This is a genomic window from Rothia sp. HMSC071B01 (genome assembly GCF_001808945.1).
Classification (GTDB): Bacteria; Actinomycetota; Actinomycetes; order Actinomycetales; family Micrococcaceae; genus Rothia.
On record NZ_KV795071.1, the window covers coordinates 190,154 to 216,298 of the forward strand.

Sequence of the window (26,145 nt, forward strand, 5' to 3'; positions counted from 1 at the left end):
ATCGATGGAGGGCATACGAGAGTTACTGACACAGTGTCTCTCATGCTTCTAAGGTACAGGGTTTTCCTAAGAAGCTGTGAGTAGGCTGTGCATAGTATGGACGTTTATTGTTTGACGTTTCGCTAAAGGTACCTTGGACGTTATCCCTCGATGCAAGGGTGGTGAGAGGAATGAGACACGATGGTGCCTTGCGGGGTTGAGAAGCAGTTTCGGAACCTTGGTGAAATATTGCAGTTTTTAATATTTTCTGCAAAATTTTGGTGACAGATTTCGTGATTGTGACAGGTGCTTCAAGTAGTGCTCAAAGCTTAAATTTGCCTGTTTCATGCGGAATTTACGCGGAATCTCCGAGAATTGCGTGACTATTCTCACACAAAATTCATGGATTGTGACACGCCAGCCACCACTGCCCCGCAAGGCACCGCAATGCCCCGCAAGGTACCGCACGCTACATATCGATGCTCTACATATCAATGCTCTCGGCATCCAGCTGATGAGCACCCGCAATAATGAATTCCTTACGCGGAGCCACCTCAGAACCCATCAACAAGGAGAACGCACGCTCGGCAGCCTCCGCATCCTCAATGCGAATACGGCGCAACATGCGATGACGCGGATCCATCGTCGTCTCAGCCAGCTGGTCAGCGTCCATCTCACCCAGACCCTTATAACGCTGAATGGGTTCCTTATAGGACACCCCCTGCTCCCGCAGAGAATCCAGAAGCTCGTGCAGCTGCTTCTCCGAGTAGGTGTACACCATCTCGTTCGGCTTGCCGCGGCGCACCACCTCCACACGATGCAGAGGCGGAACCGCAGCGTACACGCGACCCGCCTCAATCAGCGGACGCATGTAACGGTAGAACAGGGTCAGCAGCAGGGTACGGATGTGGGCGCCGTCCACGTCCGCATCGGTCATCATAATGACCTTGCCGTAGCGAGCAGAGTCCAGGTCAAAGGTACGACCCGAACCCGCACCGATCACCTGAATCAGCGCCGCGCACTCAGCATTCGCGAGCACATCAGTCACCGAAGCACGCTGAGTGTTCAGGATCTTACCGCGAATCGGCAGCAGAGCCTGATACGAGGAAGAACGCGCCAGACGCGCCGTGCCCAGCGCCGAGTCACCCTCCACAATGAACAGCTCAGAATGCTCAACATTGGTCGAACGGCAATCCACCAGCTTGGTGGGCATGGACGAAGACTCCAGCGCGGTCTTACGGCGCTGAGTTTCCTTATGGATGCGCGCCGAGACGCGGGTCTTCATCTCAGAGACGACCTTCTCACACAGAGCGGTCGCCTGAGCCTTCTCCGCACGGGCGGTCGACTCCAGGCGAGCCTTCAGCGCATCGCCCACGACCTTCGACACGATCTGGCGAACCGCCGGGGTACCCAGAATCTCCTTGGTCTGACCCTCAAACTGCGGCTCGGCAAGACGCACGGTCAGCACGGCGGTCAAGCCGGCGAGCACGTCGTCCTTCTCAATCTTGTCGTTACCCACCTTGTACTTGCGGGCATTATCGGCAAGGTGCTTGCGCATCACGCGCAGCAGGCCCTGCTCAAAACCGGTCGTGTGAGTACCGCCCTTGGGGGTGGCAATAATGTTCACGAAGCTGCGGACCGTCGTCTCATAGCCAATACCCCAGCGCAACGCAACGTCCACTTCACAATCGCGCTCCACATCGGTCAGCTGCGAGCGGCCATCCTCACCCAGCACGGGCACGGTCTCGGTAAAAGAGCCGCTGCCGCTAAAACGCCAGGTGTCGGTAATACGCTCATCGTGCGCCAAGAACTCCACGAACTCGCTAATGCCGCCGTCGTACTGGAAAACTTCCTCGTGGGGCTCCAACTCGCCGGGGGTGCCGGGCAGGCGGCGCTCATCGCGGATGCAAATACGCAGACCCGGAATGAGGAACGCGGTCTGGCGCGCACGAGCAGCCAAGTCCTCGTAGCTGAACTTAGCGTCGGGGGTGAAAATCTGCGGGTCAGCCCAATAGCGCACACGGGTGCCGGTCACGCCGCGCTTAGCGCGACCCACAATCTGCAGGGCGTCAGTACCCTCGGTTGCGGGAGTGAACGGATCTTCGGGCTTGGGGGTGCGACCGGACTCGAAGTGACCGGGAATGCCGTGGCGGAAGGACATCTGGTAGGTCTTCGAGCCACGGTCCACCTGCACGTCCAGACGGGAAGACAGCGCGTTCACCACGGAAGCGCCCACACCGTGCAAACCACCGGATGCGTTATAGGAGCCACCGCCAAACTTACCGCCGGCGTGCAGCTTAGTGAACACGACCTCCACACCGGACAGGCCGGTGCGCGGCTCAATGTCGGTGGGGATACCGCGGCCATCATCGCGTACCTCAACCGAACCGTCACGGTACAGAATGACCTGAATGGACTGGCCAAAACCGGCGAGCGCCTCATCCACCGAGTTATCGATAATCTCCCAGAGGCAGTGCATCAGGCCGCGGGAGTCGGTGGAGCCAATGTACATGCCCGGGCGTTTGCGTACAGCTTCCAGACCTTCCAGCACGGAGAGGTGACGGGCGGTGTAGTTCGAAGACGCCACGGGAATCCTTTCGGCAAATGATGGCTGTGTGTTCTCTGCAGGCGTTCCCTGCAGATGCTCTCTGCAAATATGCTCTGCAGATGTTTTCAGCACGGCAAGCTCGCGAAGGGGAGAAAATGCCCCGGGCTTGCGCTCATAGTGCTCTAAGTTTCTATTCTATCGTGGCTTGTTGCCCGCTTCTGCCTGCGCCGTCATGAGGCTCTCTGTACCGTTATTAGACGCTGCCGAGAGAATGAAACAGCAGAAAAGCACCGGCTGCCACTCCCCTATGGAGTAGCAGTCGGTGCATGGATGTCTGAATTTTTAGGGTGCGCTTCTGAGGTGTCCACTCTGGGCACCTCATAGCAGTGGCACTGCCCTAGTGAGCCTCACCCGAGGCGCGAGAGGAGCTCTCGTGACGGTTCGTGACCATGATATTGGACTTGAAGTAGAACTCTTCGGGAAGCTCATTGGTGGCCGGGCCGTGGGGGAACTCGCTGAGCTTCGGCACGAAGTACCAGTCCATCAGCTCGCCGCTGCTCTGCTTGAGCACGCGACGCTCGCGCATGGCGCGGCGTACCTTGCGGCGCAGGCGCGGGCTGTCTTTCAGGGTGCTGGTGAAGACCCACGGAGTCTCGTAACCCTCGGTGATCATGCCGAAGGTGATGCGCAGGTTGCCATTCTCGTCGGCGTCCATCGTGAAGTCGCCGTCTGCAATATCAGTGAAGGCGAGCATCCAGCTGTGTCGGCGTTCGTAGCTTTCACGGGTGGTCTGCAGTGCCGCAATGAGGCGGTGGTCGACCAGCAGCTCCACCTTGCGTTCGGTAATTTCACCCAGACGAGCGTAGGAGCCGAAGGCGCGGTTTGCGCCGCTGCGGCGAGGCCACTTCGTCACCGCACCGTGCGGCACCTCCCCCGCAAAGGTGAAGGGGCCCGTCATAGTGCCGGGCAGACGCAGACGCTCAAACGGAGCGGTCGGCAGGAAGGTCGTCAGCAGCTGATCGGAGCTCACCGACTTACCCCAGCGCGCCATCTCAAAAATGGTCGGTTCAGGGCCTACAGGGTAGATGCGCGGCATCTTGCGACCGAACTCGTCAAAGCCCTCAATAAACTCGCCGTTGGAGCTGTACCCGGGCATGGTCGCACCGAGCGGGCGAGTCCACGACCCCGAATACGGCTTGGTCAGGTGCGGGTTCTCCACCGGCAGGATGCTGGTGCGAGCACCCAGGTAGGCGGGCATGCGCGAGAGGTTACGCCAGGCGAACTTCGCGGCAACCGCCTCGCGCCACCACATCGGGCGTTTGCCCGGGGTCTGCCCGCCCAGGCAGTGCATGAGCAGCCAGAATCCAGCCCAGCCGAGGCACCCTACGGCAACCACGCAGAAGATAATCGTCAGCACAGTGTGCAGGGTTCCGGTCGCCCAGATATTCGTGGCGATCAGAGCCATGAACGCCACCCACGCCGCCATGACGTACGGGCCGAGCGTAATCATCGGATCAACCACCTTCACGGCGGCAATGACGCGGCGGTTCAGTCCGCGCCACACGTAGGAGTACGCCCAGCATCCGGCGGCAAGGGCGAGTGCCATCAGCAGAAGAAGGATGAGCATCAGTGTGTCTCTTTCGCTGCAGGTTTTTCTACCGCGGTCGGTGACCGGCGGGCATCGGGTAGGTGCCCCGTTGACAGATGCACCGTTGAAATGCTCTTCAACAACAAAACTCGTCTGCCGAAGGTACCTTCAACAGACGAGTTTCTTTGGTGTCACTAACCTTGAGGTAAAGCTTCTCACACTATTGTGCCTTTAATTGGTATCCCTGTGGGGGATTTTAGGGGGATGCACGAAAAAATCGCACCCAACCCCGCGTTTTCACCCATCAGACCGGCACAGCGAGTATGCTCTGGCGCCTCAGCGACGGTTCTAGGACGCCAGCGCAGCAGCAATCTGAGGAATCAGTGCCTCAAAAGCACGCGCACGGTGGCTAATCGAGTTCTTAATCTCGGCGGGAATCTCAGCGCAAGACTTGCCAGCGTACTGACCCTCGTACAGGGCGTTCTCACCGTTCAGCTCCACGGGGCGCAGAATCGGGTCGTAACCGAAGCCGCCCTCCCCCGCCGGTGCGGTCAGCAGCTCACCGGGCAGCTCGCCGTACTCGACCGCATCAAAACCGTTCGGGGAGGCAACCGAGGCCGCGCAGCAGAATTTCGCGCCGCGGTGCTCGGCAGAAATATCGCTCAGCTGAGCCAGCAGCAGGTTCAGGTTCGCGGAATCGTCACCGTGGCGACCCGCCCAGCGCGCCGAGAAAATACCGGGGGCGCCGTTGAGCACATCCACCGACAGGCCGGAATCATCAGCAATAGCGACCAGGCCGGTTGCCTCGGCAACAGCGCGCGCCTTCAGCAGGGAGTTCTCAGCGAAGGTCACGCCGGTCTCGGGAACATCGGGGGCGTTCACGCTGGAGGCGTCAACCACCTGGGTATCAACGTCCAGGCCGTCAATGCGTCCGCGCAGAATTTCGCGCAGTTCCTTGAGCTTGCCCTTATTGTGGCTTGCCAGAACAATCTTTGCGTCTGCCATAGTTTCTCCTTGTCGACGGAACTAGTTACTGGGACGGGTTAGTGTGCCAGTGCTTCACGCTGAATCTGAGCCAGCTCTGCGGTGCCTTCCAGCGCCAGGTCGAGCAGGCTGTTGAGCTCGTCGCGGTCGAAAGGCACGCCCTCGGCGGTGCCCTGAACCTCAACGAACTTGCCGCTGCCGGTGACGACCACGTTCATGTCGGTCTCGGCGCGAACGTCTTCGGTGTAGGGCAGGTCCAGCATGGGGGTGCCGTCAATAATGCCCACCGAAATTGCGGACACCGAATCGATCAGCGGGTTCGCCTTAGCGGGCAGAATCTTCTGCTCCTTCGCCCAAGAAATAGCGTCTGCCAGCGCCACGTACGCGCCGGTAATAGAAGCGGTGCGGGTGCCGCCGTCAGCCTGCAGAACGTCACAGTCGAGCACGATGGTGTTCTCACCCAGTTCGTCCATGTTGATGACCGCACGCAGGGAGCGACCAATCAGGCGAGAAATCTCGTGGGTGCGGCCGCCCACGCGGCCCTTCAGCGACTCGCGAGAAGAACGGGTGTTGGTGGCGCGCGGCAGCATCGCGTACTCGGCGGTCACCCAGCCCTTACCTTCGCCCTTGAGCCAGCGCGGCACGCCCTCGGTGAAGGATGCGGTGCACAGCACGCGGGTGTTGCCGAACTCGATGAGGGCGGAACCCTCAGCGTTGCGGGACCAGCCGCGGGTAATGGTGATGGGGCGCAGTTCGTTGAGGGCGCGGCCGTCTTCGCGGGTTGCAGTCATGGGTTCTCCTTGAATCTGTCTGCGGGGTCTGTGTCTGTCTGTTGAATCTATGTCAAAAAGTGGGCGGGGCTGAGCGCAGTTTGCACTAGTCCAGTTTGTTTTAGCCCAGGTCGGGTTTAGCCTAGTCCAGCTCGGGCTTCGCCTAATCTAGCTCAGGCTTGGGCAGCGCAATCGCGGTGTTCAGCGGCGGATCAAGCACCTCCACCACGTTCAGGGTGGACGTGACCGGGTGAGCCTCCGTCGGGCGCGGGTAGATGCGGTAACTTGCCGCCATTTCGGCAATGCCGACCGGGCCAGAGAAAGCACTGCGCGCCTCCGCGCGAGCGATGTCCGGGTCGTTCCACACGGGCAGGTGGGTCAGCAACAGGTTACGCACACCCGCCTCCGTGGCAGCCTCGCCGGCGCGCTTGCCGGTCAGATGAATACCGCGCAGGGCTTCGTCTCGACCCTCCTGGTAGGCTGCCTCGCAGAGGAACAGGTCAGCACCGCGCGCAGCCTTGACCAGGCCCTCGCACAGGTCGGTATCGCCCGAGTACGAGAACACGGTGTGACCCTCGCGGTCATTGCAGATGATGCGCAGCGCGTACGGATCCTTCGAGGGGTGAACCACACGGAACGGCTCCACGCGGAAGGGACCAATCTGCACGGGCTCACCCTCAGTCCAGGTGTGGTAGTCAAACTCGGTGCTCATGCCCGGATCCGGGTCCAGGCCGTGAGTCGCCGAAAGGTACTCGTTAATCGCGGCGGGACCGTACAGCGGAATGCGGCCCTTGGGCCAGCCGCGCGGATCCCACTTGACCGCCACGTGCAGACCGGACAGGTCGATGCAGTGGTCCGGGTGCAGGTGCGAAATCAGAATCGCGTCGATATCGCTCAGATCGATATGGCGCTGGAGCATGCCGAGGGAGCCGTTGCCCATGTCCATGATGATGCGCCAGGTTCGACCCGCGAAGTCCGTGGCGGTGAGCATGTAGCAACTAGCCGGTGAGACGGGGCCGGGAAAGGAGCCCGTGCAACCGATAACGGTTAGACGCATGAGGTGTCGTCCTTAGGGGTGGTGCTAGAAAATTCGGTGTCCGCGGAGGTGCGTGCCGCCTCTGCAGGATCTGCCGATTCGTCGATGGTGATGTTGCGGTGTGCCGCAAGCATTTCGGGGGTGAGTGCCGCCAGCGAGCCGGTCGGATAGCGTTCCGCCACGGAGCTGGTGTGGCGCACGTTAGTGACCTCGGGGCCGAGGAAGCGGCGTGCCAGCTGCGAGAACGTCTCAGATTCGCCGGTGGCGAGGAATTCGTGGCGCGGGTTTTCCTCGGGGACCGGGCTTTCAATGGCGTGGTTGAGCAGTTCGCGGTACACGTCCTTTGCGGTCTCATCCGCGGAGGAAACCAGGGTGACATCCTCACCCATAATGTAGGAAATCACGCCGGCCAGCAGCGGGTAGTGGGTACAGCCGAGCACGAGGGTGTCCACGCCGGCATCCTTGAGCGGCTGCAGGTACTCGCGGGCGGTCTCCAGCAGCTCGGGGCCGGAGGTAATGCCCTTCTCCACGAACTCCACGAAGCGCGGGCACGCCACCGAGTGCACCTCAAGGTTCGGGGTAATCGCGAAAGTGTCCTCGTAGGCGCGGGAGGTGACGGTCGCCTCCGTCGCAATCACACCGATCTTGCGGTTGCGGGTTGCGGCGAGCGCACGGCGGGCGGCGGGCTGAATCACCTCAATGACGGGGATGCCGTACTGGCGGGTGTAGCGTTCGCGGGCGTCACGGAGCACCGCTGCGGAGGCGGTGTTACAGGCGATGACGAGCATTTTCACGCCGGAGTCGACGAGTTCGTCCATGATGCGCAGGGCATTGGCGCGTACTTCTGCGATTTTGAGGGGGCCGTAGGGGCCGTGGGCGGTGTCACCGACGTAGATGATGCGTTCGTGAGGCAGCTGGTCCATGATGGCGCGTGCCACGGTGAGTCCGCCAACGCCGGAGTCGAAGACGCCGATGGGTGCCGCGGCGGTGGGGCCTACGGGCGCGGGGCTTCCCCAGGGGGTGCGGGCACGGTAGGGATTGGTTGCATCAATGCTGTCACTCATGTGTCACCTACACTTCGTTATCGGTCGGGTACCACGTTCTATGCTAACTCGCTAAGGTTACCCTTTTAGTCCGTTGAGCGGTTAGATGAGTCGAGAACCACCATTATGTGGTTGTATATGACGATAGTTTGAGGGGGAATTCGAAAAATTCGTTCTATTCTTGCTCGTTTGCCCCGCCAAATACTCCGCCAGGCTTTTCCTCTTCTTCGTCGTCCAGCCCGTCGAGCATGGCGAGCATGAGCGAGTCCTGAACCCAAGAGACGAAGTTGTACACCACAGCCATGTACTCTTCCTGGGTCTCAATCTCGGAAGGGTCGGTGAATGCCGCAATATCTTCTGCGGTGTCTTCGTCCACGATGTAGAGGCGGTCGGCGAGCACCAGGCGAATATCGCCGAGCGCGGCAGCCCAGGCGCGGGCGTGTTCTTCGTTCAGGCGCAGGTCGCTGGATTCAATGTCGAAGGCGAGCATGGCGAGGTTCGCGCGTTTGGTTTCTCGCAGGTCGCGTTCGGTGTAGCGGCGGTATTCGGTGGCGGCCTCGTCGTCGCTGCTTGCGGCGGGGAGCAGGCGTGCTACGGCGCTGTCGGCGGGGATGGTGGGGTTTTCGGTGATGCCGACCAGCGCCTCCAGCGGGTCGACGGTGCCGCCGTCTGCAGTGGTGTCTGCCGGGCGCAGTAGCGCGCGCACATCTTCGGCGAGTTCGCGAATCAGGTCGCGTTCGGCGGGTTCGAAGGAGGCGGTGTAGCCTCCGGGGGTGCGGCGGAAGGGTCGCGCCATTAGTTTTCTACTTTCTCGAAGGTTGCCAGCAGACCCCAGGCGTGCATTGCCTGGGTGTGTTTTTCGGCGTCTTCGCGCGAGCCGGTGAAGACGATTGCCTTGCCGTTGTTGTGCACCTGCAGCATGAGCTCTTCTGCGCGGGCGCGGGAGTAGCCGAAGTGACTGCGGAAGACGTAGGACACGTAGGTCATGAGGTTGACGGGGTCGTTCCAGACGATGACTTTCCAGGGGGTGTCTGTGGCGAGGATGTTCTCCAGAGCGGTGTCGAGGTCGGTGTCCTCGAGGGTTCCGGTGGAGAGGGTCACGGCGGTAGTGTTCATTGGTTTCCTTTGCGGCCGGTTCCCTTTGATTATACGGGCGGGTATGTGTTGCCCCTGTGTGGCCCCTGTGTTCGTCCTGCGCTACTGCGGTGTTCGTTCTGCGTTGTGCCGGTGTTTATCGTGTGTTGTATCTGTGCAGAGTGCTGGTAATTTGTCATATTACAGCACTTAGAGTCAAGAATACTTTATGTAGTGATTGACACGCCGGTTTAAGAAGAAAAATACCCTAATACCCCACTACAATAAACACATGGCTACTACCTCTCTTCTCACCGACCACTACGAACTGACCATGCTCCAGGCGGCACTCGCCTCCGGCGCAGCCAACCGTAAGTGCACCTTCGAAGTCTTCACCCGCCGCCTGCCCGCAGGCCGCCGCTACGGCATCCTCGCAGGCACCGGCCGATTCCTCGAAGGCCTCGCAAACTTCCGCTTCAACGACGAAGAACTCTCCTTCCTCTCCTCCCGCAACATCGTCAACAAAGAAACCCTCTCCTACCTCGAATCCTTCACCTTCAGCGGCAACATCCGCGGCTACGCAGAAGGCGAAGCGTTCTTCCCCCACTCCCCCGTCATGCAGGTCGAAGGCACCTTCGCCGAAGCGTGCGTCCTCGAAACCTACCTGCTGTCCATCCTGAACTTTGACTCCGCCGTGGCGAGCGCCGCCTCCCGCATGAGCGCAGCCGCAGGCAACCGCCCCTGCCTCGAAATGGGTTCGCGCCGCGCCCACGAACGCGCCGCCGTCTCCGCCGCACGCGCCGCCGTGATTGCCGGCTTCGCGGGCACCTCCAACCTGGAGGCTGGCCTGCGCTACGGCCTGCACACCATCGGCACCAGCGCCCACGCGTTCACCCTGCTGCACGACAGCGAACGTGAAGCGTTCGAGGCGCAGCTGCGTTCCCTCGGCGCCCGCACCACCCTGCTCGTCGACACCTACAACGTGGACGAGGCGGTCCGCCTCGGCGTGGAACTCGCGGGCGAAGAGCTTGGCGGCGTGCGCCTGGACTCCGGCGACCTGGTCGCCACCGCGGCACGTGTGCGTGAACTGCTCGACTCGCTCGGCAACACCCACACCAAGATCACCGTCACCAGCGACCTGGACGAGTACGCCATCGCATCCCTGGCGGCAGCACCCGTGGACTCCTACGGCGTGGGTACCAAGCTGGTCACCGGTTCCGGCGCACCGACTTCCTCCATGGTGTACAAGGTTGTTGAGCGTGAGAACTCCGCCGGTGAAATGCAGCCGGTCGCTAAGGCGTCTGCTGGCAAGGCGTCCATCGGTGGCGCCAAGCGTGCGGCCCGCCGCCTCAACAGCATGGGCATTGCGACCGCCGAGGTTCTGGGCACCCACGAGGACCCGAACCTGCTCGAGGACACCCGCCCGCTCATGGTGGACTTCGTCCGCAACGGCGAGCTGCTCCCCGGCTTCACCGGCGAGGAAGGCGTGCGCCGCGCAACCGCCCGCCACGTAGCATCCCTGGCTGAGCTTCCCGAAGCTGCCCACCGCCTCTCGGAGGGTGAGCCGATCATTCCGACCGAATTCATCTAAACCACCCTTCTGAGATACTGTTTTCACCTGGCGAATCAGAGTGAAAACTCATTCCTACTTGTAAAGGACAGACATGTCTAAGGCACTGATTATTGTTGACGTGCAGAACGATTTCTGCGCCGGCGGCGCCCTCGCCACCGAGCGCGGTGCGGACGTTGCCGCGCTGATTAGCGAATACGTGGAGAACAACCACCACCGCTACGACGCGATTGTCGCCACCCAGGACTGGCATATCGATCCGGGCTCGCACTTCTCTGACACCCCCGACTACGTTGACTCCTGGCCGGTGCACTGCGTCGCCAAGAGTGAAGGCGCACAGATTCACGAGAACCTGGACACCGACTACATTGAGGCGTACTTCCGCAAGGGCCGCTTCGAGGCAGCCTACTCGGGTTTTGAGGGTCTTCTCGCTCCCGAGGATGAGGTCGCAACCGGCGAGCACGAGCCCGGTGCGGATGCGTCCGAGGACGGCCCGCAGACTCCCCTGTCGGAGTGGCTGGATGAGCGCGGTATCGAGTTCGTCGATGTTGTCGGTATCGCCACCGATTATTGCGTGTCGGCAACCGCTCGCGATGCGGTCGATGCAGGCTACGAGACTCGCGTGCTGATTGACCTGACCGCGCCCGTGCACGAGGACAAGCTCGACGACGTGGTTGCCGAGCTTGAAGATGAGGGCGTCGAGGTGGTTGAGGTTCTCTAACCTCCACTATCACTGTAGGTAACTCGCCATTTCAGGCGGGCGTTGAATATACAGAGACCTTGAATATACAGAGGCGGGGAGCCTGGGATAGTACATCCCAGGCTCCCCGCCTCTTGGCGTGTCCACGAACCTAGCGTGCCCATGACCGAGCGTGTCTGCAACTAGCCGAGGTCATGAAACCTCGGCGGTTATGTAGCCGGTTGAGCCGCTTACTTAAAGCGGACCTCCCCCATGACGGTGCCACCTGCGCTGCCGGTAAAGCTGGTGCGGCGGGTGGGGTGTGCGTTGTGTGGCATGAGGTTTTCTTGCATGAGGGTTAAGGGGGTAAATAATTTATACCTTTGTACATTAAGTGCAATATTCATTTTCTGGAGTATAGACACCGAAAAACATTCTCAACTCACCACGCCATGGCCTCGCTCAACCCAGCATTTCCGGGCGCGAAAAAGCCCCGCGAGCGCATACACTCGCGGGGCTTTACTGGCGACCGAATCAATTCATCTCCGGTACCCTTCAAATATTGGTTAGTTACTTGCCGACCTGGCAGAGGAATACCTTCACGATGCCATCGTGGGAGACGGTTGCCCCGCTAAACACCTCGCTGGAAGTGACGTTATTGGAGTTGGAGATTTCACCCTCCATCACCTGCGGCGCCAGGTAGGAACCACCCGCACCACCAGAGCCAGCCAGCTGCACATAGCTGATGCTCTGACGAACACCCTTAGGGTTGTTATTCCACTTCTGAGCAATTGTGATAGATGACTGCGAGAGCGCCGCGCCGGAGCCGCCACCACCATAACCGCCGCCTCCAGCACCGGACACAATAATCTGCCCACCGTTAAAGTAGGGCGCTACACCGTAGTAGTGGATTTCTTCTCGAGTTCCATCAGGGAATTCAAGAACTTCTACGTCTTCCTGACGGTACCTTGCTTCGTTATCATCTAGCTGGTAGCTCACAGACATTACTCCGTCGCCACCATTTCCTTGCAGACCATTAGTACCGGGATTACCTGCGGTCGAGGAGCTATAAAGCACCTGCTTATTCTGGCTATCGAAGCTAAAGATACTGTTGGGAGTACCGGTCAACACGGTCGGCTTAGCACCGCCGGCGCCTCCGATACCGTTACCGCCGCCTTTACCGCCTTCAACAGTCAGTTCAAGGCTCACATCCTGCGCATAGTATTCATGACCTTCGGTAGCATCACCGCCACGAGCCCCACCAGCAACGCCAGCTGCACTGTATACGGGCGCGTGGGTCGGGTGCTCCGGACCGGTCATGCGGACATCCACAATGCCGGGAAAATGGCGATGATTAGGTTCTGCGGTGTATGGTTTTCCGACAATTGATACGCCACCGCCGCCACCGGCAACGGCAATGACTTCACCATCAATCAGTAGTGCCGATGAGCCACCACCCGAGCATCCGTAGACTTCTTCCATAGGCGAAGGATTGGGTCTGTAAGACCATTGGTGAGCCCAGACCCAGCGCTCATATACTTTATCCATAACATCGTTAGGGATTCTTACCTCAGGAGTCGAGCCTCCATCGCCGAACCCGTATCCACCCTTTACCGGAGCGGTTCGGTATCCTTCACCGCTGGGGTAGTACTCAGGAGCAAAGCTACCGCCGCCGCCAGCAATAATTTTGACGGTTTGATTAGGTTTCACTTCAACGATTCCGCTGACCTTGGCACCAGATCCTCCGTCCAGGCCCTTCTCGTACGTTCCGCCTGCGCCACCGGTCAGTTCAAAACGTAGCTTATGGGTGCCTGCTGGAATAGTAAATTCTTCTTCAACGCGTTCATAATTGCTCATACCCCGAGCAGAGACAAATGCGTTCTCAGCAAACGTACAGTCCACAGAGGAGGCGAAGGCCGGAACTACTGAAGAAGCCGCAATCACGGGCGTCGCCCAGGCGACACCCTTCACGACCTTACGGCGAGAAATATGAGACATCACTGTCCTTCGATGGTTGGTGCAATCACTCCCCTGGCACGCTATCGGGGTGCGCGCTATTGCGAGGTTGGTTGCATGGTGTTTCTTAAAGTTTTGATGGCTCAGCATAGACCTATATGCTGCGCATCATTGGAAAGTCCCCTGAACTCGGCGACCATGCCGTGTGTTCTAAAGACCTTTCCCACACTAGGCTACACGTTCCGTCTCTGCGCTGCCATGATTATGGCGCCTCATACCCAACATTCTGCATTTTATGCACACGAGAAGCCCCGCGAGCGCACACCCGCGGGGCTTTCCCCTATGTTCTATCCACGTTCTAGCGTCGGCCCACGAACCAGTCCGACAGCTTATCGATACGCGCCTGAATCTGCTCCGCAGAAGCCTGCGCGACCGCCGGGCCGCCACAAATCTTACGCAGCTCATTGTGAATCACGCCGTGCGGCTGACCCGAACGAATCGACCACGCTGCCACATTCTTCGCCAGCTTATTGCGTAGCTCCTTCAACTGGCGGTGATCCACCACCGAAGGCGCCGCAGTCGCCGGGCGACGTGCCGCGTGTTCACGCTGATGCGCGCGCAGCAGCGTACCGACCTGCTCGGCGTCCAGCAGACCCGGAATACCCAGGAAGTCCTGCTCCTCCTCACTACCCACGGCAAGGTTGCCGGAGGCGAACTCGGCGCCGTCGAACAGCACGCCGTGGAAGGACGCCTCGGAGCCGAGCGCCTCGAACTTGCCGCGTGCCAGCTGCTCGGAGGCGCGTTCCTCACGGTTTGCTTCCTCGAGCAGATGGTCGTCCAGCCCCTCGACCATGGGGTCGATTTCCTGGGGTGCGCCGCGGTCGAGGGCGTGGTCGCGTTCTACTTCCATGTCGTTGGCGAGCATCATCAGCTGCGGCACCGAGGGTAGGAACACGGACGCGGTTTCGCCGCGCTTGCGGGCACGCACGAAACGACCAATAGCCTGCGCGAAGAACAGCGGGGTGCTGGTGCTGGTGGCGTACACGCCCACGGCGAGGCGGGGCACGTCCACGCCTTCGGATACCATGCGCACGGCGACCATCCAGCGCTGCATGCCTTCACGGAATTCGTCAATTTTCGCGGAGGCTTCACGGTCGTCAGAGAGGATCACGGCGGGGTATTCGCCGGTGATTTTCTGGATCTGTTCGGCGTAGGCTTTGGCGTCCGCGTGGTCGGTTGCGATGACGAGCGCACCGGCGTCGGGCACGGTGCGGCGCACCTCAGTCAGGCGCTTATCGGCCGCCGCGAGCACGGTCGGAATCCATTCTCCGTTGGGGTCGAGGGCGGTGCGCCACGCCTGGGAGGTGATGTCCTTGGTGAAGCCTTCGCCGAGGTTTGCCGCCATTTCCTCACCAGCGGAGGTGCGCCAACGCATCTGGCCCGAGTACGCCATGAAGATGACCGGGCGCACCACGTGGTCCTTCAGCGCGGGGCCGTAACCGTAGGAGTAGTCCGCTTTGGAGCGGCGGATACCGTCATTGTCGACCTCGTAGGTGACGAACGGAATCGGGGAGGTGTCCGAACGGAACGGGGTACCGGTCAGCGCCACGCGGCGGGTCGCGTCGTCGAACGCTTCACGCAGGCCGTCGCCCCAGGACAGCGAATCACCGGCGTGGTGAATCTCGTCAAAAATTACGAGGGTTTTCGTTTCCTCGGTGTTGCGGGCGTGCAGCTGCGGCTTATTCGCCACCTGCGCGTAGGTCAGCGCCACACCCTTGTAGTGGCGGCTGATGGTCACATCCGCGTTCTTGAAGTTCGGATCAATAGGAATACCGACCTTCGCGGCGGCGTCTGCCCACTGCTTTTTCAGGTGGTCGGTGGGCGCCACAACGATGAGCTGGCGGACCGTGCCGCGGTTAAATAGTTCCTTGGCGAGGGTCAGCGCAAACGTGGTTTTACCCGCGCCGGGGGTTGCCACAGCCATGAAGTCGCGGGGGTTGGTTTCGAAGTACTTCTGCATGGCTTCTGCCTGCCAGGCGCGCAGGCTGACGGAAGTACCCCAGGGGGCGCGGTCGGGGTATGCCGGGGAGAGCTTCGGCTTCACCATACTGTCGAATAGGGTGGGTTCCTCTGCGGGTGCGCTCATTCTCTCCTTCTTCCTCGTCTGCATCTGCTGTTGCGGCGGGTTAGGCTCGGGACGGCTGATGCCCGCCGGGCACAGCGAGGTTAAATTCTAGCACCACATCCGCGGGTTGGGCCGGGCTGTGGTGCAAGAATTTGGTGCTCGTCAGCAAAGTCTCATGAGCGGTGTTGGGCCGTTGAGTCTTGCTGCGGCGTGTTATTTATTCGTATTTATTCAGGCGTATCGCCCAGGTTGTATTGCCCAGGATGTGTTGTCTGAGGCGTGTCGTCTGGCGTGTATTATTCGCCGGAGCCGTTGTCGCCGTCGTTGCCGGGTGCGAGGCCTTCGTAGATTTCCTTGCACTGGGGGCAGACGGGGAACTTCTGCGGGTCGCGGCCGGGTACCCACATTTTGCCGCAGAGGGCGCGCACGGGTTCACCGGTCAGCGCCGATTCGAGGATCTTTTCCTTGCGTACGTAGTGGGAGAAGCGCTCGTGGTCGCCGGGCTCAGAAAGCTGGGTTTCTTCGCGTTCGAGCAGAGCGGTACCGCCTGCGGTTCCGGGGCCAAAGGGGTCTTCGATGCCTTCGATCGAGCTCATGTTTCTCCTTGATGATGAGGTGGGATACATAGGGTGAGGGGTGCCGCTGCACGGTTGGGTGATCGGCGCCTTCTCTATTTTAGTAGCAGTTGGGAGGTGCTGAGCCTACGGGCGGTCAATATGGAGGCAGGCCACAGCTCAACCATAGACTCCGGTGCCTTTCGGGCACTCCCCTGCGCCTCTTTCCGTTAGAAGTTCGGGCGGCACAGAAAAGGGGTTCCGCGCCAGGCTTAGTACCTAACACGGAACCCTTCTCTTTTATTCCTGATGTGCTGGAGCTTCGACTCTTGTTAGTTCGCTTGGAAACGTGCCACGCGTTCCAGCATCTTGGAGCTGACCTTGTCGTAGCGGTGACCGCCCCACGCCACGCCACCCACGAGCAGTGCGGCACCAATCAGGAGCTGAATCAAGCCACCGAAGACGAGGGTTAGTAGATCTTGGGTCACGAAAATGTACACAACAACCGAGATACCGCCGGGTAGCGCGCTGAGCATCACCAGAATTACGGTGAGCATGAGCAGCAACTGATTAGCGAAGCCCTCATTGTTCTTCGGGTTCTTGAACGGGTTAGCACCCGGAGGCGCCACGGGCGGGCTAATGAAGGTGTCCATCACGCAGCCCATACCAGCCGCTGCGGCGAGCACGCCCAGCTGGTGCATCAGCACGATGGGGAAAAGCTCCAGGTGTCCATTTGCCGCTGAGGCGACGAACACCATCACCACCACGATCGGAACCATCAGGATGCTGTAACCCCAAAGACGGCCGAGACGATCGTCAATACCGCGTAGCGGGGAGAGCACGTGCAGGCTGAATGCGGTGTTGTCGTAGGAGACGAGGTAGCACATGTAGTAGCCGGTGAAGACGGTGCAGAAGTACATCCAGAATCCGAAGAGCTGCATCACGCCACTATTGATGATCTGGTTAGCTTCAGCCGCGTTGACGCCGTTAAAACTGGCCCGACTTTCGAAGGAGCCTACAGAGCTCAGGAACAGGGGCATAGCCACCGTCAGTATCAGGTAAAGCATGGCGGTGCTTGCGGTCAGCAGCTGCAGACGGTTGTCTTTCAGAAATGAGTGCAGGGTTCGTGCCGCCACGGCACCACGCGGGGTTGCGGGGAACCGTGCCAACAGACCCAAATCACCCGCGGCGACTTCAGCTGCGCTCGCGTGGTGCGCGCTACCGCCCACATTCGCCATGGAGCGTGCCAGGTTCTTACCCCACAGCCACCATCCGCCAGCCAGGTAGACGAGGGTCAGAGCCAGGCAACCAAGGGCGGTGCCCATATTGCCGGTCGCCATAAAGTAGGGCACCGCAAATGCCGACCCGAAGGGCGTCACGCTGAGCCACGGCAGGTAGGGCAGCACCTCTTCCCAGTGCTTGGTCAGGTAGGTTATCGTTCCACCGAAGATAAAGCCGGCGCTCATCATCAGTAGCATGGCAACGATCATCAGGGTGTTGGCGATGCGCGGGTTATCATTCAGCGCCATGCCCAGGCGGTTGGCGAGACGAGCCCACACCATGAGGTTCGCAAGGCCGAGCACGCAGCAGATGAGGTACACGACCAGCGCGAGCGGTTGCGATATAAACGCGATCGCACCCAGCAGCACGGCAATGATGCTGGCAATGCCGGGGATACCCACGAACCCGCCGAGGAACTGGCCCTTCTGCAGGGTGGAGGGCTTGATGGGGAAGAGCACGAATCGGCTCTCGTCCAGGGTGCCGTCCAGTCCGCTAAAGAAAATGGGGACAATAGCCCAGGCGAGCGCAATAACCGCGCCTACCAGGAGGGTTCCGAGCTGACCGTATTCGGGTACCTCCGAGTTAGCGATAAAGTATGCGGAGCCGAGGCCGAAGAGCATACCGCCCGCGTAGAGCGCCGCAAAAATCAGGCCGATCAGTGCCCAGATGCTGCGGCGGAAGGAAGCGAGCACATACTGCCACTTTAGTGAGACGAGGTGCCCAACCATGACAATCCTTCCGAGGAGGTGCGGCCGCCGACCAGCTGCACGAATCGTTCTTCAAGGCTCATGCCGGCGCGTACTTCATCGACCGTTCCGGCGGCGAGAATACGGCCGGAGTCCATGACGGCTACGTGGTCGCACAGGCGCTGGACAAGGTCCATCACGTGCGAGGAGATAATGACAGTTCCGCCGGAGGCAACGAAGCCACGCAGAATGTCCTGAATATTAGCGGCGGAAACCGGGTCGACCGCCTCAAAGGGCTCGTCCAGGATCAGCACGGAGGGCGCGTGAACGAGAGCGGCGGCGAGCGCAATCTTCTTGGTCATACCGGCGGAGTAGTCGGCAACGGCACGGCCCGCAGCGTCGGTCAGGTCCATTGCGGCGAGCAGGTCCTTGACGCGGGAGGCAACGGTTTCCTTATCGATCCCGTGCAGGTAGCCGGAGTAGGTGATGAGCTGTTCACCGGTGAGCTTGTCGAAGAGGTGCACGCCGTCGGGCAGCACACCCAGGTGCGCTTTGGCTTTGAGCGGGTCGGCCCACATGTCGATGCCGCGCACGTAGGCGGTGCCTTCATTGGGCTTGAGCATGCCGGTGACCATGGAGATGGTGGTGGTTTTACCGGCGCCGTTGCGGCCGACCAGTCCGTAGAAGGATCCGGAGGGGATGTCGAGGTTGATGCGGTCGACGGCGACCTTCTGACCGAATGCCTTGGTGAGGCCGCGGATTTCGATGGCGGGGCGAGCGCCAGCTGCAGGTATAGTCTGCGGGGTGACGGGTAGCTGCGGTGCTACCGATGCGGGAACTACAGCTTCCGGCGCTACAGGCTCGAGGTTTGTAGCTTCCGGCGCTGCAAATTCGGGGACTATAGCTTGAGGTACTGCCGCGGCGGGGGTTGCCTCTACTGTGGTCTCTAGTACCGGGTTGGTCTCTTGTACCGGGTTCTGCGGTGAACCTGGTTCTTGCGGGTTCGGGTCCTGGGGAAAGTGACTAGTGTTCATATTTTTACCCTACCACCCCCCCCATGAGGTCTAGCAGGTTTGGTGATGAAACCTGCATTATTAAGTACTCACAACGCATATTATGGACATTCCGGAGTGCTATAGATACCATCCAGCCGCGCTATCAGACAGGTTGAGTCGATAAGCTCTCCCCACCCTCAAAACCGCCGAAAACCGCAAATGCAGAACGGGCTACCGCCTACCCTACAGCCCGAGTGCAGGGGTAGACGATAGCCCGTCCGTATTCAACGTTTCAGCCGGTTAGACCGGCTCAAGAGGTTTCCGGGGTGACAGCCGTTTTTAGAACAGCGCCATGGTAAGTGCCGCACGCGCCTTGACGGTGCGCGGGTCAGATGCACCCACCACGTCGAAAAGCTGCACGAGGCGCTCGCGCACACGCGCCTTATCGTCGGGACCTACCGCGCTGAACAGGCGCAGCAGACGGTTGTACGCGTCCTCCACGTGGCCACCGACCAAGTCCAGGTCGGCTACGTTGAACGCCGCCTCAATGTTCATGGGGTCTGCCGCGGCCGCCGCACGTTCGGTTGCCATGTCCAGGTCCTTCACGCGGGCGAGCAGTTCAACCTGTTCCAGGCCGAGCTTCGCTTCCTTATCGCCGGGGTTCTCGGTGATTGCCTTGCGGTATGCGGCGCGGGCACCCTCCAGGTCGCCGCGGTCGAGGGCGGCGACGGCTTCTGCGTGCAGGGGCGGCAGGGGCTTTTCATCGTCGGGAACGACCGGGTCGAAGCCGCCGGGCAGCTGGTACTGTGCCGCGAGCTGCAGAACCTGGGAGAGTACATCGCCGAGGTCTTCTGCGCTGACCGGGCCGGTGTAAATCGGTGCCGGGCGGCCCGCCAGAACGGCAACGCCCGCGGGCACGCCGCTCACGCCGAATACCTGGGCAGCTTCGGGGAGCTTGGTAACGTCCACGGCGGCGCAAATCATGGTGCCTGCGGCGGAGTCGACGAGCTTCTGCACGCCTTCGAGCATCTGCAGGGAGGAGGGCGAGTGCGGCGCGTAGAGCGCAAAAATCACGGCCCCCTGGCTGGAGAGCTGCACGAACTTCTGGAACTCCTCAGGGGTGTTCACGTCGTAGCGCCAGGTGGGGGCGGCGGGGGCATCGGGCTGATTACCCGAGGATGCTGCGGACCCCTGCGTGCCGGAGGTGGGGTTCAGCTCCACGGCGTTGCGCACCGAGGCGGGAATCTCCTGTACTGCCCCGTTCTGTACTGCACCACCCTGCGCGACATGACCCTGTGCCGCGTTCTGGGATGCGCCGCGGTCTGCCGGATCAAAAATAATGCTCATCCTGGGCTCCTTTACGTTCTGTACCTATTGTTGCGTGCGGGCTAAATCCTTCACGCGTTCCTTCCTCTATTATCCCCACAACGCACCGTTGCGAGCGCCCGTTCTCTGTCGCCTACGCTCTGAGCTCATGCCGGGGATAGCGTTTGGGCTATTGCCCGATCCGTCCCGCAAATATCTCTCCCACATGCACTCCCCTGTCCTTGGGATTCACCGTGGACGCCGTAACAAAGTAAACCAGCCGGTAGAATGGCACAGTAGAGAAAAAATACCCGGAATGATTCGGAAAGGAAGAGCATGAGCGAGAAGAAAGCCTCAGAAGCTCCCGCAGAGACGACATCGTCCCCCGAGACGCGCAAGAAGGAATCCCTCACCGATCAGCTAACGGAGACCTTCAGCGAGCTGACCGAAAGCATTAGCCAGGTGCGTTCCAACCGCCGCCGCGCTTCTATGCCTCCTACGGATACCATTCCGGTGGTTCCCGCCGCTTCTGAGGATGCGCCTCCCGCACCGAAGGTGGTCGGCAACGGCAAGGCATCCATGATGCACAACCCGGTCGCTTTTGGTTTCCTCATGACCGTGGGCGTGGGTCTGGCGCTCTTCGCCTACTACATTTTCAACAATGTGGGTGCCCTGGTGGGTTGGGTGACCGGTGCTATTTTCATTGCTCTGGGTCTAGACCCGATTGTGCGCCGCCTGGAGTCTTGGGGCATTAAGCGCGGTATCGGCGTGATTGCTGTGCTTGCTGGTTTTGCTGGCGCTGTGACCGGTCTGGTCATGACCATTGGCCCAATTATTAGCGAGCAGGCATCTAAGTTTGTGCAGTACGCGCCGGGTATCTATCAGAACACAATTGATTCTGATTGGTACCACGAGCTTGATCAGCGTTTTAACATCAGCACCTGGGTGAATGAGAACGTCCCTAAGTTCTTGGAGTCAACGTTCTCCTCTTCACAGGTCAATAGCTTCATGTCGAGCTTGGTTTCTGCTGGGTCTACTTTGGCGCAGAGCGTGACCGGCGTGATTATTGTGCTGTTCCTGTCTCTATACTTCCTCACCTCGATGGACACCATCAAGGCGTGGGGTGTGCGCCTGGCGCCGGCGTCCAAGCGTGTGCGCGTCAAGTACATTACCGACAAGATTACCGAGTCGGTGGGTAACTACGTGATGGGTCAGGCTCTGGTTGCTGTGCTGAACGCGTTTGTGGCGTTCTTGATTATGGCTTTTTTGGGCTTTAGCTTCCCGCAGTTGATGGCTTTGGTCGTCATGATTCTGGCGTTCATTCCGCTGGTTGGTGGCGTGATTGCGCTGATTTTGACCTCGCTGATTCTGCTGACTCAGGGTTGGAGTCTGGCGCTGTGGTTTGCGGTGGCGTACTTCCTGTACTTGCAGGTGGAGGCGTACCTGATTTCTCCGCGTATTATGGCTCGCGCTGTTTCGGTTCCTGCCGGTGTTGCGATTATTTCTGTGGCTGCCGGTGGCGCGCTCTGGGGCGTGCTGGGTGCGCTGATTGCTATTCCGGTGGCGGCTTCCATGCTGATTCTGGTGCGTGAGGTGTTCATTCCTCGCCAGGACCAACTGTAGTCACCGCCCAGTTGTAGTCGCCTCCCAGCTGTAGAGTCCCCTCTAGGTTCTCTACGCGCTCACGGCTCTTCCACCGAGCAGGCGTTTAAGACATAAGGCGGCGGCTTTGGATGTTCTATCCAAAGCCGCCGCCTTTACGTTTTGTGTCGAGCCTTTAGAGCTCAGTAATTTCTTCTGCCACCGGGCCGCTGTATTCGGTGGGCAGTTCGGTGGGTGCACCAGTTACGATGCTGACAATAGTGTTCAGGACCTGCTGCACGGACTTCTCGCCCACCCACAGGTGCTTGCAACCCTCGAAGGGAATTACCCGAGTACGCGGTACAGCCGCGAAACGCTCACGCGCTGCCGGAGGCTGCAGGTAGTCGTCATGCTCGGGCACCAGCGCGTACAGCGGGTTCGAGATCTTGTTCCACTCGTCCAGCTCAGCCGGGTGCACGCGGTGCAACGGCGGGGAGAGCAGAATGGCGCCGGTGAACTCGTTCGCGTATTCGGGCGCGTACTTGAGCACCAGCTCGGTGCCGAAGGACCAGCCGACCAGCCAGGGGTTCGGCAGGGCGCGCTCGCGTACGAACTTCAGAATTGCGTCAAAGTCCTTCTTCTCGGCAAAGCCGCCGTCAAAGACGCCTTCGCTGGTGCCGCGAATCGAGGAGGTACCGCGGGTGTTGAAACGCAGCACCGCAATGTTCGACAGCGCCGGCAGGCGGAAGGACGCCTTCTTGTACACGTGCGAGTCCATGTAGCCGCCGTGGGTGGGCAGCGGGTGGAAGGTCACCAGGGTTGCCTTGATTTCGCCTTCGGGCAGGGCGAGTTCACCGACGAGGCGCTTACCGTCCGCGGTGATGACGGTGAAGTTCTCGCGGCGTGCAGGAAGCACAGTACGTGCCTTAATGGGGGTGGGCTCAGCAGCGGTGCTGAAGACGTAGCGGGCGGGATCGAATTCCTGCTCGCGAGTGATATCGGCGGTGTTGCTCATTGCGTTCCTTCAAGAATTGGATTCGAGAATGTGGACTAGGGTCTAGGGTCTAGGGTCTTGGGTCTTGGGCTGCACCTCAAGTGCAGTGTTCAGCCTATTTGCGGCGGGTGCGCCAGCAATGCTGATGCCAGTGCCTGCGCTCGTCAATGGCGCGGCTACGGCCCATCGTGTGGCTTTCTTGCCACACCACCAGGTGCGCTGTTCTGGGCGGAATCGGGCGGTAGCATTCGGGGCAGGTGTAGGTTTTTTGGGCGTTGACGGCGGGAATGTATTGCACCAGCCAGTCACCGTATCGGTCACGTTCCAATCGGGGCGCAGGGTCGAGGATCCTGCTGATATCACGCCCTGCGGGTGCTTGACGGTGCCACTTATCGCTGGTGGTGCCGGATGCTCGCCTGCCGGGATGATTCTTACGTGCCATGAGCCCTATTCTACCGCGCCGCTCAGCTATCTCTACCTATCGGTCCTGCCGCTGTTCGCTCTACGCTCTTCCACATACTGGCGTGGTACTCATGTTGAGGCGGTACTCCCCCGCTCTGTGCCGTACTTCCCTGCTGTGCCCCGTCCGCGACCTGTACCAAGCTCAGGTTCCCTATCTCATACCCTCACCTGCTAGAGCCAAACACTCGTACCTGCTAGAGTGGACGGATGCGTATTGTCATTGCTGAATGCTCCGTAGATTATGAGGGCCGCCTCCGCGCCCACCTGCCCCGCGCTACCCGCCTGCTGATGGTCAAGAATGACGGCTCCGTCCTCATTCACTCCGACGGCGGTTCCTACAAGCCCCTGAACTGGATGAGCCCTCCCTGCTCCCTGCTGGTGGCTGAGCGTGAGGACGTTCCGCAGAGCATCCGTGAGGACCTGGAGTCCGATGTTCAGCAGCTGTGGACCGTTCAGGCAGCTAAGAGCGATGATCGCCTCATGATTCGTATCTACAAGATTGAGCACGAGCACGCCACCGACCTGGGTGTTGACCCCGGCCTCATCAAGGACGGTGTGGAAGCTGACCTGCAGCGTCTGCTCGCCGAGCAGATCCACACTCTCGGTGAGGGCTATTCGTTGGTACGCCGCGAGTACCCGACCGCTATCGGTCCGGTCGACATCATGGCGAAGGATGCGCACGGCGTCTCCGTGGCGGTCGAGCTCAAGCGTGTGGGCGATATTGACGGTGTGGAGCAGCTGACCCGTTACCTGGAGCTGCTCAACCGTGACCCGCTGCTGGCACCGGTGCGCGGCGTGTTTGCGGCGCAGACGATTAAGCCGCAGGCTCGTACCCTGGCTGAGGACCGCGGTATCCGCTGCGTGAGCCTGGACTACGACGCGATGCGCGGCGTGGACGATTCGGCTGACCGCCTGTTCTAGCTGACCGGCCTGTTCTAAACGGCTCTAGCTAAGCGGCTACACATAGCTTGAGGGGCGCCTCCCGATACATGGGAGGCGCCCCTTTTCTGCGTATACCGATCTTTCTGCGCATCATCTTTCTATGCACGCTGTCGTTCTGCACGCGCGCTCTTTCTGCGCGCTCTCTTTTTGCGCACATAACCTGCCCCGGATACACCAATCGCCGGTGCCCCTCCCCTTTCAGGGTGGAACACCGGCGAAGTGTACACACTGGTCAATTCCCCTTATGGGGAACTGGCTTTAGATCTCTGCGTGCTTTGCAGCGATGGTCACGTGATCGTTCGAGACGGTCAAGAAACCTGCGTTGAGGATGGTTTTAATGGTCTCACCCTCAACAGGTTCAATGAGCAGCTCGCCGTCCTGTGCCAGCAGCGTGCAGGTGGGGATCATGCCCGGCAGGATGCCGAGGTCACCGCTGACGGAGCGTGCACGAACGTACTTCGCTTCGCCAGTCCACACGACGCGTTCGCGGGAAACAACTTCAACTTTCAGAGCCATGATTACTTAGCTCCAGTCTGTGCCTTGATTTCCTCGTAGCGGCGCATAACGTCGTCCATACCACCAATGTTGTAGAACGCCTGCTCGGGGATGTGGTCGACATCGCCGTTGCAGATCATCTGGAAGGACTCGATGGTATCCTTCAGCGGAACGGTCGAACCCTCGACACCGGTGAACTGCTTTGCAGTGTAGGTGTTCTGGGAGAGGAACTGCTCGATACGACGTGCACGTGCCACGACGATCTTCTGCTCCTCGGAGAGCTCGTCCACACCCAGAATCGCGATGATGTCCTGCAGTTCCTTGTTTTCCTGCAGAATAGCCTTCACGCGAATTGCGGTGTCGTAGTGCTCCTGACCGATGTACTGTGCGTCCAGAATTCGGGAGGTGGAGGACAGCGGGTCAATTGCCGGGTACAGACCGCGCGATGCGATTTCACGAGAGAGCTCGGTGGTCGCATCCAGGTGCGCGAAGGTGGTTGCCGGCGCCGGGTCGGTGTAGTCATCCGCAGGCACGTAAATTGCCTGCATGGAGGTGATGGAGTGACCGCGGGTGGAGGTAATACGCTCCTGCAGCAGACCCATTTCGTCCGCCAGGTTCGGCTGGTAACCCACTGCGGAGGGCATGCGGCCCAGCAGGGTGGAAACCTCAGAACCTGCCTGAGTGAAACGGAAGATGTTGTCGATGAACAGCAGCACGTCCTGGTTCTGAACATCGCGGAAGTACTCCGCCATGGTCAGACCGGTCAGTGCCACGCGCAGACGGGTTCCCGGGGGCTCATCCATCTGGCCGAACACAAGAGCGGTGTCCTTCAGAACGCCTGCTTCTTCCATTTCGACCCACAGGTCGTTACCCTCACGGGTACGCTCGCCAACACCGGTGAACACGGAGGTACCACCGAAGTTACGAGCCACACGGGTAATCATTTCCTGGATCAGCACGGTCTTACCCACGCCTGCACCACCGAACAGACCAATCTTACCGCCCTTGATGTAGGGGGTCAGAAGGTCGATGGACTTAATACCGGTCTCCAGCATTTCGGTGGAGCCTTCCAGCTCTGCGAAGCCGGGAGCGGCACGGTGGATCGGCCAGTAGGTGTCAGCCTTGATCTCGGAGTTCGGCACGTCGAGTGCGTCACCGAGAACGTTGAAAATGTGGCCCTTCACGCCGTCACCAACGGGGACGGAGATCGGTGCGCCGGTGTCGACTACAGCCTGACCGCGGACCAGGCCGTCAGTCTGCTGCAGGGAGATAGCGCGAACGATCGAGTCGCCCAGGTGCTGTGCGGTCTCGAAGGTGATAGTGCGGGTACGGCCGTCGAGGGTCAGCTCGGTGGTCAGAGCGTTGTAAATCTCGGGGACCTGACCGGCGGGGAACTCGACGTCGACCACGGGGCCGATGACGCGGGCAATACGACCCGTTGCGCCCTGAGTCGGTGCGGAGACCGATTCGTTGTAGGTGGCAGTCATATTTCTCACTT

Annotated in this window: 22 protein-coding genes; 4 read left to right on the forward strand and 18 right to left on the reverse strand. The window is 60.3% G+C overall.

Features of this window, described 5'->3' with window-relative positions; genetic code table 11:
• Positions 1–463: 463 nt before the first annotated feature.
• From HMPREF2527_RS04265 to clpS, 8 genes are all read right to left on the reverse strand, one after another.
• The gene (locus HMPREF2527_RS04265; protein WP_070506609.1) at positions 464–2,566 is read right to left on the reverse strand and encodes a DNA gyrase/topoisomerase IV subunit B; all 2,103 of its coding nucleotides are present in this window, start codon (positions 2,564–2,566) and stop codon (positions 464–466) included.
• 358 nt (positions 2,567–2,924) lie between these two features.
• Positions 2,925–4,154 carry an RDD family protein gene (locus tag HMPREF2527_RS04270; RefSeq protein ID WP_070506611.1) on the reverse strand — a complete coding sequence of 410 codons (1,230 nt, stop codon included), beginning with the start codon at positions 4,152–4,154 and terminating at the stop codon, positions 2,925–2,927.
• A gap of 309 nt (positions 4,155–4,463) precedes the next feature.
• Positions 4,464–5,120 (reverse strand): non-canonical purine NTP pyrophosphatase, encoded by a 657-nt coding sequence (locus tag HMPREF2527_RS04275; RefSeq protein ID WP_070506615.1) that lies wholly within the window; start codon positions 5,118–5,120, stop codon positions 4,464–4,466.
• Between the two features lie 38 nt (positions 5,121–5,158).
• On the reverse strand, positions 5,159–5,890 hold the full coding sequence (rph, locus tag HMPREF2527_RS04280; RefSeq protein ID WP_005507829.1) for a ribonuclease PH: 732 nt from the start codon (positions 5,888–5,890) through the stop codon (positions 5,159–5,161).
• Positions 5,891–6,032: 142 nt separating this feature from the next.
• Positions 6,033–6,926 carry an MBL fold metallo-hydrolase gene (locus HMPREF2527_RS04285; RefSeq protein ID WP_070506618.1) on the reverse strand — a complete coding sequence of 298 codons (894 nt, stop codon included), beginning with the start codon at positions 6,924–6,926 and terminating at the stop codon, positions 6,033–6,035.
• Positions 6,917–7,969, reverse strand: coding sequence for a glutamate racemase (murI, locus tag HMPREF2527_RS04290; RefSeq protein ID WP_070506620.1), 1,053 nt, complete (start codon positions 7,967–7,969; stop codon positions 6,917–6,919). Before murI ends, HMPREF2527_RS04285 begins: the two co-directional genes overlap by 10 nt.
• A gap of 154 nt (positions 7,970–8,123) precedes the next feature.
• On the reverse strand, positions 8,124–8,744 hold the full coding sequence (locus tag HMPREF2527_RS04295; protein WP_070506624.1) for a DUF2017 domain-containing protein: 621 nt from the start codon (positions 8,742–8,744) through the stop codon (positions 8,124–8,126).
• Positions 8,744–9,064 (reverse strand): ATP-dependent Clp protease adapter ClpS, encoded by a 321-nt coding sequence (gene clpS, locus HMPREF2527_RS04300; protein WP_005507825.1) that lies wholly within the window; start codon positions 9,062–9,064, stop codon positions 8,744–8,746. The genes HMPREF2527_RS04295 and clpS overlap by 1 nt, the downstream gene beginning before the upstream one ends.
• Before the next feature lie 250 nt (positions 9,065–9,314).
• Between clpS and HMPREF2527_RS04305 the strand changes: the two genes are divergently transcribed.
• Positions 9,315–10,613, forward strand: a complete 1,299-nt coding sequence (locus HMPREF2527_RS04305; protein WP_070506626.1) for a nicotinate phosphoribosyltransferase — start codon at positions 9,315–9,317, stop codon at positions 10,611–10,613.
• Positions 10,614–10,686: 73 nt separating this feature from the next.
• Positions 10,687–11,313: an isochorismatase family protein gene (locus HMPREF2527_RS04310; protein ID WP_049352972.1), complete on the forward strand. Its 627-nt coding sequence runs from the start codon at positions 10,687–10,689 to the stop codon at positions 11,311–11,313.
• Between the two features lie 528 nt (positions 11,314–11,841).
• Here HMPREF2527_RS04310 and HMPREF2527_RS04315 read toward each other — a convergent pair.
• The 6 genes from HMPREF2527_RS04315 to HMPREF2527_RS04340 form a co-directional block, all read right to left on the reverse strand.
• Positions 11,842–13,269 (reverse strand): transcriptional initiation protein Tat, encoded by a 1,428-nt coding sequence (locus HMPREF2527_RS04315; RefSeq protein ID WP_246824775.1) that lies wholly within the window; start codon positions 13,267–13,269, stop codon positions 11,842–11,844.
• 316 nt (positions 13,270–13,585) lie between these two features.
• Entirely contained in the window at positions 13,586–15,373 is a 1,788-nt protein-coding gene (locus HMPREF2527_RS04320) for a DEAD/DEAH box helicase (RefSeq protein WP_005507820.1), read from the reverse strand.
• Positions 15,374–15,648: 275 nt separating this feature from the next.
• Positions 15,649–15,948 (reverse strand): DUF3039 domain-containing protein, encoded by a 300-nt coding sequence (locus HMPREF2527_RS04325; protein WP_005506434.1) that lies wholly within the window; start codon positions 15,946–15,948, stop codon positions 15,649–15,651.
• 290 nt (positions 15,949–16,238) lie between these two features.
• Positions 16,239–17,915 (reverse strand): transporter, encoded by a 1,677-nt coding sequence (locus HMPREF2527_RS04330; RefSeq protein WP_070506632.1) that lies wholly within the window; start codon positions 17,913–17,915, stop codon positions 16,239–16,241.
• Entirely contained in the window at positions 17,891–18,907 is a 1,017-nt protein-coding gene (locus tag HMPREF2527_RS04335) for an ABC transporter ATP-binding protein (protein ID WP_070506634.1), read from the reverse strand. The genes HMPREF2527_RS04330 and HMPREF2527_RS04335 overlap by 25 nt, the downstream gene beginning before the upstream one ends.
• 300 nt (positions 18,908–19,207) lie before the next feature.
• The gene (locus HMPREF2527_RS04340) at positions 19,208–20,215 is read right to left on the reverse strand and encodes a tetratricopeptide repeat protein (RefSeq protein ID WP_070506637.1); all 1,008 of its coding nucleotides are present in this window, start codon (positions 20,213–20,215) and stop codon (positions 19,208–19,210) included.
• Between the two features lie 294 nt (positions 20,216–20,509).
• On the opposite strand from HMPREF2527_RS04340, the gene HMPREF2527_RS04345 reads away from it, so the two are divergent.
• Complete coding sequence (locus HMPREF2527_RS04345; protein WP_012903752.1) at positions 20,510–21,796, forward strand: AI-2E family transporter; 1,287 nt, start codon at positions 20,510–20,512, stop codon at positions 21,794–21,796.
• A gap of 154 nt (positions 21,797–21,950) precedes the next feature.
• Here the strand turns inward: HMPREF2527_RS04345 and HMPREF2527_RS04350 are convergent, their stop codons facing one another.
• Together HMPREF2527_RS04350 and HMPREF2527_RS09575 are read right to left on the reverse strand one after the other, a co-directional pair.
• Positions 21,951–22,769, reverse strand: a complete 819-nt coding sequence (locus tag HMPREF2527_RS04350; RefSeq protein ID WP_070506640.1) for an alpha/beta hydrolase — start codon at positions 22,767–22,769, stop codon at positions 21,951–21,953.
• Positions 22,770–22,863: 94 nt separating this feature from the next.
• Positions 22,864–23,190, reverse strand: a complete 327-nt coding sequence (locus HMPREF2527_RS09575; RefSeq protein WP_080562540.1) for an ATP/GTP-binding protein — start codon at positions 23,188–23,190, stop codon at positions 22,864–22,866.
• A gap of 227 nt (positions 23,191–23,417) precedes the next feature.
• On the opposite strand from HMPREF2527_RS09575, the gene nucS reads away from it, so the two are divergent.
• A complete protein-coding gene (gene nucS / locus HMPREF2527_RS04355) occupies positions 23,418–24,131 on the forward strand; it encodes an endonuclease NucS (protein ID WP_005506450.1) in 714 nt (237 codons plus the stop codon).
• Positions 24,132–24,410: 279 nt separating this feature from the next.
• Here nucS and HMPREF2527_RS04360 read toward each other — a convergent pair whose 3' ends face one another.
• A complete protein-coding gene (locus tag HMPREF2527_RS04360) occupies positions 24,411–24,668 on the reverse strand; it encodes a F0F1 ATP synthase subunit epsilon (RefSeq protein WP_070506644.1) in 258 nt (85 codons plus the stop codon).
• Positions 24,669–24,670: 2 nt separating this feature from the next.
• Entirely contained in the window at positions 24,671–26,134 is a 1,464-nt protein-coding gene (gene atpD, locus HMPREF2527_RS04365; protein ID WP_005507810.1) for a F0F1 ATP synthase subunit beta, read from the reverse strand.
• Positions 26,135–26,145: the final 11 nt, after the last annotated feature.

Bases quoted from the DNA above. Each gene is read 5' to 3' on its own strand.
- HMPREF2527_RS04275 (WP_070506615.1), bottom strand. From the start codon at position 5,120: ATGGCAGACGCAAAGATTGTTCTGGCAAGCCACAATAAGGGCAAGCTC.
- HMPREF2527_RS04305 (WP_070506626.1), top strand. From the start codon at position 9,315: ATGGCTACTACCTCTCTTCTCACCGACCACTACGAACTGACCATGCTC.
- atpD (WP_005507810.1), bottom strand. From the start codon at position 26,134: ATGACTGCCACCTACAACGAATCGGTCTCCGCACCGACTCAGGGCGCA.
- HMPREF2527_RS04330 (WP_070506632.1), bottom strand. From the start codon at position 17,915: ATGGTTGGGCACCTCGTCTCACTAAAGTGGCAGTATGTGCTCGCTTCC.
- HMPREF2527_RS04350 (WP_070506640.1), bottom strand. From the start codon at position 22,769: ATGAGCAACACCGCCGATATCACTCGCGAGCAGGAATTCGATCCCGCC.
- HMPREF2527_RS04360 (WP_070506644.1), bottom strand. From the start codon at position 24,668: ATGGCTCTGAAAGTTGAAGTTGTTTCCCGCGAACGCGTCGTGTGGACT.
- HMPREF2527_RS04270 (WP_070506611.1), bottom strand. From the start codon at position 4,154: ATGCTCATCCTTCTTCTGCTGATGGCACTCGCCCTTGCCGCCGGATGC.
- murI (WP_070506620.1), bottom strand. From the start codon at position 7,969: ATGAGTGACAGCATTGATGCAACCAATCCCTACCGTGCCCGCACCCCC.
- HMPREF2527_RS04320 (WP_005507820.1), bottom strand. From the start codon at position 15,373: ATGAGCGCACCCGCAGAGGAACCCACCCTATTCGACAGTATGGTGAAG.
- HMPREF2527_RS04310 (WP_049352972.1), top strand. From the start codon at position 10,687: ATGTCTAAGGCACTGATTATTGTTGACGTGCAGAACGATTTCTGCGCC.
- HMPREF2527_RS04340 (WP_070506637.1), bottom strand. From the start codon at position 20,215: ATGAGCATTATTTTTGATCCGGCAGACCGCGGCGCATCCCAGAACGCG.
- nucS (WP_005506450.1), top strand. From the start codon at position 23,418: ATGCGTATTGTCATTGCTGAATGCTCCGTAGATTATGAGGGCCGCCTC.
- HMPREF2527_RS04285 (WP_070506618.1), bottom strand. From the start codon at position 6,926: ATGCGTCTAACCGTTATCGGTTGCACGGGCTCCTTTCCCGGCCCCGTC.
- HMPREF2527_RS04315 (WP_246824775.1), bottom strand. From the start codon at position 13,269: ATGTCTCATATTTCTCGCCGTAAGGTCGTGAAGGGTGTCGCCTGGGCG.
- HMPREF2527_RS04295 (WP_070506624.1), bottom strand. From the start codon at position 8,744: ATGGCGCGACCCTTCCGCCGCACCCCCGGAGGCTACACCGCCTCCTTC.
- HMPREF2527_RS04325 (WP_005506434.1), bottom strand. From the start codon at position 15,948: ATGAGCTCGATCGAAGGCATCGAAGACCCCTTTGGCCCCGGAACCGCA.
- HMPREF2527_RS04335 (WP_070506634.1), bottom strand. From the start codon at position 18,907: ATGAACACTAGTCACTTTCCCCAGGACCCGAACCCGCAAGAACCAGGT.
- clpS (WP_005507825.1), bottom strand. From the start codon at position 9,064: ATGAACACTACCGCCGTGACCCTCTCCACCGGAACCCTCGAGGACACC.
- HMPREF2527_RS09575 (WP_080562540.1), bottom strand. From the start codon at position 23,190: ATGGCACGTAAGAATCATCCCGGCAGGCGAGCATCCGGCACCACCAGC.
- rph (WP_005507829.1), bottom strand. From the start codon at position 5,890: ATGACTGCAACCCGCGAAGACGGCCGCGCCCTCAACGAACTGCGCCCC.
- HMPREF2527_RS04345 (WP_012903752.1), top strand. From the start codon at position 20,510: ATGAGCGAGAAGAAAGCCTCAGAAGCTCCCGCAGAGACGACATCGTCC.